Source organism: Cupriavidus agavae (genome assembly GCF_004217045.1).
GTDB classification, from domain to species: Bacteria; Pseudomonadota; Gammaproteobacteria; order Burkholderiales; family Burkholderiaceae; genus Cupriavidus; species Cupriavidus agavae.
Genome location: NZ_SGXM01000015.1, coordinates 15,777 through 28,928 on the forward strand (window position 1 = coordinate 15,777; position 13,152 = coordinate 28,928).

Annotated in this window: 8 protein-coding genes; 4 read left to right on the top strand and 4 right to left on the bottom strand. The window is 60.7% G+C overall.

Annotation, left to right across the window (positions count from 1 at the left end; all coding sequences use genetic code 11):
* Positions 1 to 6 precede the first annotated feature (6 nt).
* Positions 7 to 963, top strand: a complete 957-nt coding sequence (locus tag EV147_RS25630; protein ID WP_130394041.1) for a Bug family tripartite tricarboxylate transporter substrate binding protein — start codon at positions 7 to 9, stop codon at positions 961 to 963.
* 171 nt (positions 964 to 1,134) lie between these two features.
* Here EV147_RS25630 and EV147_RS26210 read toward each other — a convergent pair whose 3' ends face one another.
* Together EV147_RS26210 and EV147_RS25635 are read right to left on the bottom strand one after the other, a co-directional pair.
* Positions 1,135 to 2,751 carry a GAF domain-containing sensor histidine kinase gene (locus EV147_RS26210; RefSeq protein ID WP_198680366.1) on the bottom strand — a complete coding sequence of 539 codons (1,617 nt, stop codon included), beginning with the start codon at positions 2,749 to 2,751 and terminating at the stop codon, positions 1,135 to 1,137.
* Positions 2,724 to 6,686, bottom strand: coding sequence for an ATP-binding protein (locus EV147_RS25635; RefSeq protein ID WP_198680367.1), 3,963 nt, complete (start codon positions 6,684 to 6,686; stop codon positions 2,724 to 2,726). The genes EV147_RS26210 and EV147_RS25635 overlap by 28 nt, the downstream gene beginning before the upstream one ends.
* A 359-nt stretch (positions 6,687 to 7,045) precedes the next feature.
* On the opposite strand from EV147_RS25635, the gene EV147_RS25640 reads away from it, so the two are divergent.
* Genes EV147_RS25640 through EV147_RS25650 form a run of 3 tightly spaced genes read left to right on the top strand, consistent with a single transcriptional unit; the run spans position 7,046 to position 10,406 of the window.
* A complete protein-coding gene (locus EV147_RS25640; protein ID WP_130394042.1) occupies positions 7,046 to 8,113 on the top strand; it encodes a porin in 1,068 nt (355 codons plus the stop codon).
* Positions 8,114 to 8,146: 33 nt separating this feature from the next.
* Positions 8,147 to 9,160 carry a Bug family tripartite tricarboxylate transporter substrate binding protein gene (locus EV147_RS25645; protein ID WP_130394043.1) on the top strand — a complete coding sequence of 338 codons (1,014 nt, stop codon included), beginning with the start codon at positions 8,147 to 8,149 and terminating at the stop codon, positions 9,158 to 9,160.
* Between the two features lie 4 nt (positions 9,161 to 9,164).
* Entirely contained in the window at positions 9,165 to 10,406 is a 1,242-nt protein-coding gene (locus tag EV147_RS25650) for a serine hydrolase domain-containing protein (protein WP_130394044.1), read from the top strand.
* A gap of 73 nt (positions 10,407 to 10,479) precedes the next feature.
* Here EV147_RS25650 and EV147_RS25655 read toward each other — a convergent pair whose 3' ends face one another.
* Positions 10,480 to 12,036, bottom strand: coding sequence for an acyl-CoA synthetase (locus EV147_RS25655; RefSeq protein WP_130394045.1), 1,557 nt, complete (start codon positions 12,034 to 12,036; stop codon positions 10,480 to 10,482).
* 133 nt (positions 12,037 to 12,169) lie between these two features.
* Positions 12,170 to 13,069, bottom strand: a complete 900-nt coding sequence (locus EV147_RS25660; protein ID WP_198680368.1) for a LysR family transcriptional regulator — start codon at positions 13,067 to 13,069, stop codon at positions 12,170 to 12,172.
* Positions 13,070 to 13,152 lie beyond the last annotated feature (83 nt).

The following is a 13,152-nucleotide window of genomic DNA, read 5'->3' on the forward strand; positions in this document are numbered from 1 at the left end:
GTCTTCATGCTTAGGTCTATCGCAGTTCTCCTGTCCTTCGCCGTGCTCACATGCGGTGTGCACGCAGAGACTTATCCATCCAAGCCGGTCACGCTGGTGGTTCCCTTTGCTGCGGGGGGTACCGTGAATATGATGGGTCGCCTAGTCGCCGCACAGATCAGTGAAAAGCTGGGTCAGCCGGTCGTGGTTGACAACAAGGCGGGAGCTGGCGGTGTCATCGGGGCGAGTATTGTGGCCAAGGCAGCGCCCGATGGATATACGCTGCTGCTCGGTTCGATGGGGCAAGCGGTGCAGCCATTGCTTTCCCGCAAGCTGCCTTACGACCCGAAGAAGCTGGTCCCGATCGTTTTGTTCTCGACTGTGACCAACGTATTGGCCGTCCCGAAGAATTCGCCCGTCCACAACGTGGCCGAGCTGATCAGCTATTCCAAGGCACACCCGGGAAAACTGAACATGGCATCCGCTGGGATGGGGTCCATCAACCATCTGATCGGGGAGTTGTTCATGTCCCGAACTGGTGCGAGGTTCGTGCACGTACCGTACAAGGGGGCATCGCCGGCCGGAGTGGATCTATTGTCGGGACAGGTGCAACTGATGTTTGCCAATCTGCCTAACGTGCTGCCCTATGCTAAGTCAGGCGAGCTTCGCATCCTTGCGGTTGCAAGCGATAAACGCGATCCCGCGATTCCCGAGGTGCCGACATTCACCGAAGCAGGCGTGAAGGACATGGTCGTGGAGTCGTGGTACGGCCTGATGGCCCCCGCCGGTACGCCCTCTGACGTTATTCGAAAACTACAGGATGCGGTGTTGACCGCGACGAAAGATAAGCGCTTCATCGCACAGCTCGCAGAGCAGGGTGCGCGCCCTTATCCAGGCACGAGCGACGACATGACGAAACTCTTCGCAAAGGAAAGCAAGCGCTGGGGCGAGGTAATCAACCACGGGAGGATTTCGCTGGATTGACGACTCGACCGACAGAGCCTTCGCTCCCGCGCAAGAATTCAGGACGCCATGCACCAGCAGGTCGACGGGCGAGGTTGGCCGGCTCGCCGCCGTCGACGTCAACTTTGCATTACTGATGCAGGCGCTTCGGGAATGGCCACCAATGCCACCGCAGAGGCAATACGTCCGTCTCTAGGTTCCGGGAGAGTCGTTAGCTCGTGGGCTGGTTGGGTCTACAGGTATTGTGAACTGAAGCCTGGCTCCCTGGGGAGCATTGTCGGAGGCCCACAAGCGTCCACCATGGCTCTCTATGATGGAACGACAGATTGACAATCCCATTCCCATTCCAGACAACTTGGTAGTAAGGAATGGTGTGAACAGGCGCTTTTTCAATTCGGTCGAGAATCCTGGTCCGGTATCAGCAACGACGACAAGGATCTCGTCTGTGCCCTGGCGTGACGTTTCGATACGTAGAATCCTGGCGCCGCCCTTCGCTTCCTTAAGAGCTTCCAGTGCATTGAGCATCAGATTTAGCAGTACTTGCTGCAACCCGACTCGGTCGCCCCGGATCAAGGGCAGCGCTGCACACTGTACGACGTCGACCTTCGTCTCGCATCGGGCTGCCTCCGCACGCGTCAGGTCGATTACGTCGTTGACGGCCTCATTGAGATCGACCCGCTCTAGCTTCGGCGGTGCGTTCTTAATCATCGCGCGTATGCGCGCCAAGACGTCGCTGGCGCGCATCGCATCCTTTACTATTCTTGCGATAGCGTCGCTAACTTCGGTGGGCTCGGGCGGATCGGCCTTCAGCCAGCGCAGCGCCGCTTGTGCGTTGGTGATGGTGGCGGCAATCGGTTGCTTGATTTCATGGGCGATTGACGCGGTCAGATGTCCCATCGTTGCGATGCGACTTGCGCGTTCGAGTTCGAGTTCGAACTCTCGAAGCCGATCTTCGCTCATCAGGATCTTCTGCTCGGACCTCTTTCGTTCTGAGATGTCGAGGACGAAGGCCACACCGCGTTCCACATCAGCCGGGAACGTTGCAAGCCCGACGATAACCGGTACGCGGCTGCCGTCTTTGCGAAAGTACTCCTTCTCGTAAGGCTCCGCTCTGCCGCATCGTCGCGCTTCGTCCAACGCCTCCATGCTGCGGGCATGGAAGTTATCGGGTGTGAGATCGGTCCAACGAACGAGTCCGGTCACCAGATCGCATCGCTCATATCCAACCATACGAAGGAAGGCATCGTTTGCTTCCAGAATGGCGCCAGTTGAATTCCAAACGATGATGCCGATGATATTGGCATTCACCAAGCTATTGATCTTCGCCTCCCGGTTTGCAAGATCCCGATACAGACGCGCGTTCTCGATCGAAATGGCCGCTTGCGATGCAAGGAGCTTCAGGATGGTGATGCGTCGAGGATGGAAGGCAGCTGGGACGAGGTTGTTCTCTAAGTAGAGTACGCCTGTCCGACGAGACTGTCGGTGAAGGGCCAAGAACATGATGGATCGACACCCGTGTCGGACCACGTACGGATCCAAGGAAGATCTCGAATCTGCCAGAGCATCGTCGGTGATGACATGGTCTCCAGTCTGCAAAGTCCGATGAAAGAGCGACACGGGAAGATCCTGCTCATTGGGAATCGCGTCACGCAACTCGACCTGAATTCCCCTCGGCCCAGTCCTTGCTTCGGCTTCTACTCTTGCAACGTCTCCTGAGACATGTATCAGGAGGCCCCGTTCAGCGCCCGCCTGCTCGATCGCGGTGCGCATGACCATCGCAATCAATTTCTCGAAATCGATTTCATCCAAGCCGCCTGTAAGACTCTAACGACTGTATTCAGGTCCAGCTGGTCGACCGAGGTCGTGGTCGTATAGGTCTCGCTCTTGGCGGGCCCACTGCTTGTGGAGTCCCCCGCACCGTCGGATAGCTGTCGAACCTTGCCTTGCGCTCCCCAACAGCCGTATCGTTCGATGGCATGGTCCATATAGAGGCGAGAGACCCGTTCTCTGCCGCGGGATCGATGAAAGCGCGATGCCAGTTCAAAGGCAAGCGCCTCGATTTGCACGAATCCGCTGGTGGCGGCGGCCTGAATCGCCGCTTCATAGCGCTGCTCAGCATCTTCATACCGGCGCTCGATCCGGGCAATCTCAGCGTCTACCAGCGTGGCGCGACTTGAGAAGTTTTCGGCACAGCATTCAGTCGCCCAGTGGCTAAGCTGCGCGTGGTGTGCCGTGAGGGCTTGCTGGTGGTCTTTGGAACGGATCGAGACAACTTCGCACAATGCGGCGCGTGTGAGCGCGGCGTAGAAGTGATACTCCGCTTCCTCGGAGAATGAAGACGCGATCCAGAGCAAGCGCTCCGCGTTCATGGCGGCATCCAGTGCCGCCTCGAAATCACCAGAGAAGTATCTGGCCTGCAATTTTCTGACCCAATACAGGCACGCGGCTAACGCCAATTCTGGGCTGCTACTCATATGGCGTTCGATCTCTACTTCCGAGTTCGCGCCATCATCGAGATGGCCGAAAGGTGACGTTCGTCCCCGCAGTGTGCGAATCATCGCCATCTGGACCGTGATGAAGTCCTTCACCAGGCCAAATCCGATCCTTTTCGCGTAGGCGAGTCCGCGTTCAGCCTCCTCTTCCACAGCGGTAAGCTCCTCACCCGAGAAAAGTAAGTCGGCAATCAGATTGTTTCCGACATATGCCCCGTATGGAAGATCTCCGATGCGATTGGCAGCAAGGAACGCCCGCCGTAGAAAGTCGCGGCAGAGCCGAACCGGTCTCATCCAGCGAAGGACGAAAATCGCGAAGCAAAGGAAAGTTTTCGCCTCATAGCGTCCCAGTCCACGCCGGTCAACGAGGTTGCAACCCAGCTCACCGAATCGTAGGCCTGCCGCATAGTCGCCGAACCGTCGACCGGCGACACGTCCGACGTTGGCATACAGTACGCATGATGCATCGCAATTCCCAAACTGCAGACTTAAGCTGACGGCGCGACAAACGGTCAGGCAGGCAAGGTTCGCATCGCTTTGGACAGCGGGCGCGAACAGTTTGCTAAGTGCCTCCACTGTGGAGAGTGCAACCGGATCTTGCATCAATGGCAGATCAATGAGGGACTCGATGCTTCGATCGCCGACAAGTGACCAGATTCTTTCATACTCATAGCAAACCATCGCATCGTCGGGATGCGGCGACCATTCGATGTCGACCTTTCGCAAGTAATCAAGGCAAACAGAAACCGCGAGGTCGTTGCGATCAAGGACGAGATAGACGTCCATTTGCATACAAGCCACCGCAGCAGTTTCAGGTATATCGGAAGCTCTGTGTGCGAGCGCCGTCAAGCGAGATTCTGCGGTCGTCAGGCTTCCGGTCAGAAACTCACATTCCGCCCGGGTCAGCTCCAGGCCGAACCGCAGGTCACGGCTGCCACTCCAGTGCGTTTCCTCCAGCAGGGATTGCCCGGCAGCCAGATAATTTAGGGCCGAGGCATACGCAGTAGCGGATTTAGCTCTTCGGCCGGCAATGAGGTTTAGCCTTGCCAGCTCCAATCTTTCGCGCTCATCGGAGATAAGTGACGCTCCTCGGTTCAACTGCCCGACGATCTCGAAGATCAACTCCTCCCGTTTTTCTACGGAAGTGGTGTTCAACAGGACGCGGCCGATTCCGAGGTGGATCTGCTCGCGTTCGGATGGAGAAATCAGTGAGTAGGCCGCTTCCTGTACGCGGTCGTGGGCGAACACATACCTATCTCCGCGCCTTTCGATGAGCCCGTCACAGACCGCCGCGCGAAGGGCGGTATGAACGCCTTGTTCGTCAAGGCCGAGCACCGCGCATAGCGTTGGAAGGTCCGTTTCCTCACCCAGGCAACTGAGCTGCTGCAGAGACTCTCGGAAATCGGGAGGCAGGCTTTCGATTCGCCTCACCATGAGGTCAACAACGTTGTCGGTATAGCCCTTGCGTCCGATTCGACTGATGTCCCAGCTCCACTGACGAGTCTCGCTGCTGAACGTCACCAGCCGGTCGCTAACCAGCGCGTTCAAAAACTGAACGGTAAAGAAAGGGTTGCCTCCACTCTTGTCTGTCACTACCCGCGCGAGCGGGGCGACTTTCGCCGGTTCGGCGTGCAGAGCATCCGCGAGGAGCTTTTCGATATGCGCCGGCTCGAGTGGAGTCAGCCGGATCTCCTGCAGGTTCACGCCGGCATTGCGGATAGCCGCTAGTTTCATCGCCAAAGGGTGCGATGAATCCACCTCGTTGTCGCGGTAAGCGCCGATCACCAACAGATGTTGGACCTCACCGGCGACCAGCAGGTCTTCGAGAAAGTCGAGTGTGGCGGCGTCCAGCCATTGGAGGTCGTCCAGGAACAGGACTAGCGGGTGGCTGGCGTGCGCAAAAACGCCGATGAAGCGCTGGAACGTGAGCGAGAATCTGCGCAATGCGACTTTGGGTTCTTGCGGAGCGACAGGTTCTGGCTGCCCAATGATACTGACGAGTTCCGGGACCAAATCGGTGATCAGTCGTGCATTGGGCGCGAGCGCTTCTTGGAAAGCGCTCCGCCATGTCAACCGCTCCGCAGGCGCCTTTGCCAGTAATCCTCTGACTAGACCGCGGAACGCTTGCACCAGTGTGGCGTAGGGGACACCCCGGTTGTATTGGTCGAACTTGCCGAAGGCGAACAGACCGCGTGAAGGGACTAAGGCTCGGTGAAGCTCATTGACTACCGAGGATTTTCCAATCCCCGAGTAGCCCGAAACCAGCGCAAATTCCAACGACCGTTTCTGCGTACAACGCTCGAAGGCTGCCAGAAGGGTTTGCACTTCCGTTTCGCGTCCGTAGAGCTTCTCCGGTATGACGAGCCGATCCTCCGACCCATATTGGTCCAGCGCGAAATCCACGATTTCCTTGCTGCTCGCCCATTCGTCGAGGCATCGCTGCAGATCTTGTCTAAGGCCGCGCGCAGTCTGATAGCGGTCCTCGGCGGTCTTGCTGAGGAGTTTCATCACAACCCGCGACAGGGTGGAGGGGAGGGAGAGGGTGGACGCGGGCGGCAGCGGCTTCCTGGCGACGTGACAATGCACCCATTCGAGAGGGCTTTCAGCGGCGAAGGGAAGCGCTCCGGTAAGCATCTCGTAGAGAGTGACTCCGAGCGCGTACAAGTCGCTGCGAGAATCGACCGAGCGGTTCATGCGTCCGGTCTGTTCTGGCGACATGTACGAAAGCGTGCCAGCGATGGCTTCGGGCGGCTCGGGAATGCGTCGTTCTCGAGGGAGATTGGAAGCTAGGCCGAAGCCTGTCAGACGCACTCTCCCGTCGTCGCAATCGACGATGAGGTTGTTGGGCTTGATATTCCTGTGCACCAATTGGGCAGCATGCAGACCTTCCAAGGCCGTAGCGATGCTCAAACCATAGCGAAGAGTTGTCTCGACTGGCATCGGCTTGCCCAGCAGGCTTCCAAGCGGGACGCCGCCCGGGTCGCGAAGGAATAGGCATGGGTCACTCCCTTCACAAACCAATTTGAGAGGCCGGATCGCCCACGAGTCGTCGAGGGCGTGTCGCAGGGCAAACTCCCGCGTAAAGCTGTCCAATGCCATCGCCGCGTAGTCGGCCGCGGCGGGCCTCGCCACCAGCATGGCCGTAGGAGAGCGATCGCGCTGTATCGAAATGCTCTCACGGCTCAACGAAAACTCGCCATTCTTCCACCGCGTCTGGTGGCAATGGACCATTGCATTCTCACTCGGTGACATATGCGTGCTCCGGCGTGCTTCTTTCGGTCTTCTGTGGTCGGCCCCGGCCTTCACATAGGTTAGCAGCAGAATAGGCGGCGGTTCTGTCGGGTCCCGAGAGCAAGCAGTCTCCGCAGACTGCTGCGCTGCACAAAGTCCACGCTTCCCCTATGAAGCCCTGTCTGCACGCGCTCGCGACCATGATGAGCAACACTTTTCGGTGCTTCGGAGTGCATATTTATGACCATGCCGTGTGGCATCGGGTCACGATTCCGTTGGGTTATCAGACAAGCAGTCACCGTTATCCTGCCCTTCGCCGTCTTCCTCTAACTTTTGCGCTGAAACATGCGACTAGAAATTCTTAAAAAGAGGGGAGTGAGATGCGAGGAGGGGGATGGTACGAACGATTTGCCCTTGCCGTCGGTTGCCTGATCTTTGGCGCCGGGGCCGTGCATGCGGGGTCAGTAACACTGTACGGTGTGGCGGATCAGGCCGTAGAATACGCGCGCGGGTCGCGCAGCGTGACCCGCATCGACGACGGCAGGCAGGCGGCTTCGCGGTTTGGCATGCGCGGCGTGGAAGATCTGGGCGGCAACCTGAAGGCGATCTTCGTTGCTGAAGCGGGCTTCCGGATGGATACGGGTGCCGAGTTCTTCGGTAACGGTTCGCTGTTCGGCCGGCAAGCTCTTATCGGCCTGAAGGGCAACTGGGGTGAAGTGCGCATCGGGCGGCAGTACACGCCGGCCTTCTACGTTATTGCGCGGCTCGACCCGTTCTCACTTAACGCTGCGGTGTCGCCGTTCACCCTGGTTGCTAAGTCGAGCGCCCAAGGCACGGGCTACGTGCCTTACGCATCGCGCGCCGACAACGCCCTGACCTACAACACGCCGGACTGGAACGGTCTGTCGGCATCGGCCACGTATGCCTTCGGCGAAGTGCCGGGCGAGATGCAGCAGGGCAGCACCTACGGCGCGAACATCCAGTACTTTCGCGGACCGGTCTACCTGATGTATGGCTTCCAGGCCAGCACCAACAAGCCCGCGACGGCGGCCGTGCCGCAGGGCCAGACGCGCTCCCACTTTGTCGGCGGCACCTTTAACATCGCCAAGAAGGTGGAACTGGGCGCTTTCTTTGGTTACAGCGCCAGCCAGATTGCGGCAACGGCGGCGGCCCGCTACTACGCGCTGACGATGGACTGGGTCGCCAGCCCCACGTGGACGGTCAAGCTCGCGGCGGTCAAGCGCGTCGTGGTCGGCATGACAGAGCGGCCGCTGGGCATGGCTTTCGGCGTGGACCACGCGCTGTCGCGCCGTACGGTGCTGTACAGCCGCGTGGCCTACATTCGCAATTCGCCAGGCGGCAGCGTCACCATCAATGCTATTCCGATCGACCAGGGCAGCGGCGACGACGGATACTCCGTCAGCCTAGGTATCAAGCATGTCTTCTGATCGTGCCAACCATGTCCTCACAAAAGGTGCAGCATGAGTGAATCGAATTTTGCGGCGGATCGACGCCGATTTATCGCGGGCGGCGGCAGTGTGCTGGGACTGGGCGCCCTGAGCGCCTTCGGTCTTCCTCCGCGCGCGCTTGCGGCCCAATGGCCGGAGCGCACGGTGCGCTTCGTCACGTATTCGGGGGCGGGCGATCCGGTGGACCTGCGCCTGCGCGACTTTCTGCAGTCGCTGGCGCGCGAATACCATAACACGCCGATGATCGTGGAGAACAAGACGGGCGCCGCCGGGCAGATTGCAGCGCAGTCCGTGCTACTGGCACCGCCCGAAGGCTATGACTTCCTGCTGGCCAATGCCACGTTCACGATCACGCCGACGTACTTTCGCAAGCTCCAGTACAAGCCGCTGTCGGACTTCGTGCCGGTGGCGCTGTCTGGCTCAGCCCCGATCGGCTTCGCGGTGCCGGCGTCCAACCCCGCACGCACGTTCAAGGAATGGGTGGCCTGGGCAAAGCAGCAGCGGGGCAGCTTGAACTACGCATCGCTGGGCAACGGATCTGTCTCGCACCTGTACGGGTTCCAGATTCGCGACGACTTCAAACTCGACGCCACCCACATTCCCTACAAGGCGTCCGGCGCGGCGCTGATCGACGTGCTACGCGGGCAGATCTCGTACGTCATGCTCGATACGTTTAACCTCCGTCCGCTGCTGGCGAAGAAGCAGTTGCGCATCCTGGCAGTGACGGGTGCGGACCGCTCGCAGTATCTGCCCGACGTGCCGACGTTTCGCGAGCTTGGTTTCAACGGTTACGAGCGCACCGGCTGGACCGCGTACATGGCCAAGGCGGGCACGTCGCGCGACATCGTCGCGTCGCTGAACAAGTCTATCAACAAGGTAAACGCCATGCCGGAATGGGCACGCAAGCGTGACGAGGTGTGGTCGGTCTGGAAGCCGTTGACGCCAGACGAGCTGCACAAGCAGCTTCAGGGCGAAGTGGCCGCATGGGGCGACCTTGTGCGCCGATCGGGTGTATTTGGAGACTGACAATATGAGCCCACAAGCGACGACAATGCAGCCCCATACCGATGCCGTGCCTGAAGAACAGGTAATGGCCGGATTCCCGCCGGCCCCAGAAATGCGTGTCGGGCCGACCAACTGGTTTAAGCTGCCGTGGCTGCGCTGGTCTCTGATCCACCGCTCGCTGTCGGTGCCAACGGTCGACGTCTGGCGCGGCAACGCCGAGCCTTCGGCGTTGCCCTCGGGCGCCGCACTTTATGGCGCCACGATGGTTTCGGGTCCTGAGGGCACGAAGGTGGGTCTTGATCAGGCCCTGGCCCAACTGGAGATCGACGCCTTCATGGTGCTGCATCGCGGCAAGGTGGTGTTCGAGCGCTACCTGCATGGCATGGCGCCTCACCTGCGGCATGGCAGCGCGTCGATCAGCAAGTCCTACTTAGGCATCGTTACCGGTATGCTCGCGGGCGAGGGCAAGCTCGATCTGACTGCTACAGCGGAAACCTACGTGCCGGAAATGCGCGGCTCGGCAATGGGTAGCGCCACGCTGCAGCAGTTGCTGGACATGCGGGCTGGCATCGTGCGCCCGGGCCTGGATGACCGGCCGTCCGCGCTTGGGGCCCAGGACGGTGGAGTGTTCGAAGTGCTTGGACTGCTGCCGCGCCGGCCCGAATCTCCTGGCGATTTCTACGATTTCGTCCTGAGGAAGCCTGCTGCCGGCCGCCATGGCGAGCGGCTGTACTACGACAACGGCCAGCCTGAGGCGCTGGCTTGGGTGCTGCGACGGGTCACGGGTCGATCCATTGCGGAACTCATGTCGACATACCTGTTCCAACCGATGTCGACCGAGCGCGACGGGTTCTACTCGGTCGACAAGACGGGTGCGGAGTTTTCCTCCGGGGGGCTGAGCCTCACGCTGCGCGACCTGGCACGTTTCGGCGAAACCATCCGCGGCAACGGCTTCTTCAACGGCCGTCAGATCATTCCCGAGGCCGTGCTGGCCGACATCCGCGCCGGCGGCGACAAGGCGTTGTTTGCCGAAAGCCGCTTTGCGGCGGCCTACCCAGGCGGCTCCTATCGCAACTACTTCTACCTGTCTCACGACCACCTGCAAGGGATCTCGGCGCAGGGTCGCTATGGGCAGCGCCTATACGTATCCCCGGCGGCCGATGTCGTGATCGCGCACTTTGGTGCGGCACCGGGGCAGTCGCCGCATCCGTTTGAGGTGCCGTACGCACGCCTGCATCGCGAGATTGCCGAGTTGCTCATGGGTTGAAGGTGCGGTGTCCGTTGGCTTGGAAAGACCCCGCTCGCGCGGGGTCTTGTCATTTCGGAACCCAGAGGGCTGGTCAGGCCACGCGCCGGTCGTGATCCTTCCAGAACGCTTCACGTACGGCCTTGCGCGACAGCTTGCCGTTGGCGTTCTTCGGTAGTTCCGCCACCACGTCAACAGACCTCGGCTTCTTGAAGTCGGCCAGTCGTTCGGCGCAGTGCCGGATCAGGTCGTTGGCCTGTGCGTTGGCGCCTTCGCGCAAGACCACTACCGCCTTGACGCTTTCACCCCAGACGGGGTCGGGCACGCCCACCACGCAGGCTTCATAGACGGCGGGGTGCTGGTATAGCACCGTCTCGATCTCGGCGGGGTACACATTGAAGCCGCCCGAGATGATCATGTCCTTCTTGCGGTCGACGATGTACAGGTAGCCCCGGTCGTCGGCGCGCGCGAGGTCACCGGTATGGAGCCAGCCGTTGCGCAGCGCGGCGGTGGTCAGCTCAGGTTCGCGCCAGTAGCCGGCAAACACGTCGGGGCCCGCGATGACAATTTCCCCGATTTCGCCTGTTGGCACCTGTTGACCGGCGTCGTCGACCAGGCACACCCGTGCTTCGCTGAACGGTCGTCCACACGAAGATAGCCGCTCGGACGCGCCTTGCTCGATGGCCTCGCGATGATCGTCGACCGTCAGTGCGACCAGTCCGCCGGTCGTTTCGCCGGCGCCATAGCCTTGGGACAGGATAGGCCCGAACGCGTGCCAGGCTTCGACGATGCGTGCGGGGGCCATCGGCGCAGACCCATAGGTCATCGAACGCAGCGTGGAAAGATCGAAGCGCGCGCGGTCCGGCACCGCCAGCAGCATGTTGATCATGGTGGGCACAACGAAGGTATGCGTGACGCGATGCGTCGCCACCGATGCGAGAAAGGCTTCGGGCTCGAACCGCTCATGCAGCAGGATAGTGCCGCCTTGCGACAGAAACGGTTGGATGAACATGCCGCTGGCATGCGTTATGGGGCCCGCCAGTGCCAGCACGTCGCCGGGGTTGACGCGAATGCGTCCGGTCAGCACCTTGCGTAGCGAAGCCATGCGGTTGCCCATGGTCTGCATGGCTGCCTTGAGCTTGCCGGTGGAGCCGGACGTGTAGTGGAGCACCGCCAGGTCGCCATCGGCCAGTTCCACGTCAGGATTGGCGTCGGAAGCTTGCGACAGCATCCGTTCATAGTCCACAAAGCGCGGATCCGCGCCACCAAACAGCAGCCGGTGGCGCACGGACGGCACGGCATCGGCCAAGGGGTGGAGGCGCCCCGCGTGGGCAGGGCCGCTGATCAGCACGGCGGGCTCCGCATTGCGCAGCGTCTCCAGCACTTCGTCATCGGAAAGCCGCGCGTTGAGCGCAACCTTGACCAGCCCGCTCTTGTACAGTGCGGTTTCGAGTTCAATCAACTCCGGCCGATTCCAGGACTGGACGGCCACGCGGTCTCCCTTGTGCAGGCCCAAGTCCAGGAGCGCGTTGGCCAGTCGGCTGGAACGGGCGTCGAGTTCGGCAAAAGTGATATGGCGGTCGGCGAAGAGGATGGCCGCCCGGTCGGGCCAGTACTGTGCGCTGCGCGCGACGAATCGCCCCAGATTCATGATGTTTCCCGGTGGATGGATGGGGCAATCAGTCTAGGCAGTGGCGCAGAACATGCCGATAGCGGTGCGTACTCTGCCGATAACGCCACGGAATCGGCAGGGTGCGTGTAAGGTCGGCCTGGGGTTGACGACTTCAGGTATCGCGGTAGACCTGTGAGCGCTCCAGCAGGATTTCGATCAGGCGCTCTGCCAGCGGGGACTGGTAAGCATCCTTGCGACGCAGCACTCCGATAGACCGGTGCCAGCGGGCTGCCGCGATTTCAAGGATAGCAAGGCCCTGAGTCTGTGCCAGGGTGCGGCGGCCCAGCACGGTCAGGAGGTCGCTGCTGTGGATGACAGAGAGCAGGGCGGCGGCCGACGAGTTGGTCTCCATGGCCACGTTTGGGGCTGGCAGGCCGGCTTCAGCGAATCGCGCGTCGACGAGGCGGCGCGCCACCACATTGGCGTTGGGCAGCAGCCAGGAATAGTCGCACAGGTCCGCGAGTCGCAGTGAGCGCCGATCCAGTAATGGATGCCGATCGCGGGCGATCACGACGAGTTCGTCGTCGAACAGCGGAATCTGCTCGAATTCCGGGTCGCCCTTGCGCGCCAGTGCCGCGATGCACAAATCCAGATCGCCCAGCCGCAGTGACGAGTAGAGTGAGTCGTTAAGACCTATGGTGATCTGGATATGGGCTGCAGGCCGTTGCTTGACGAGTTCTGTGCAAGCGTCCGAGAAGAACATGCTCAGGATCGAAGCGGGTACACCTACACGAACCAGGCCGATCTTGCCGAGGTGCAAGTCGTTGGCTTCCTTGATTGCATCGTCGAGCGACGACCTTACCTGTAGCACGCGTTCATAGAAAGCCGCCCCGGCGGACGTCAGCGTCATGCCCTTCGCATTGCGCTCGAATAGCTGGATGCCTAGTTCCTGCTCCAACCGCTGGACGCCCTTGGTCAGTGCTGGTTGACTCTGGCCAAGCTTCTCCGAGGCACGTCCCACGTGGCCGGCCTGCGCCACTTCCAGAAAATAATTCAGGTCCTCAAGCCTCATCTGATTCCGCCGCGTTATCGAAACTGACGTTCCGATCATGGGGGAGGAATGCCGGCCGGTCAACACTGTCCGGATCGGAAGAG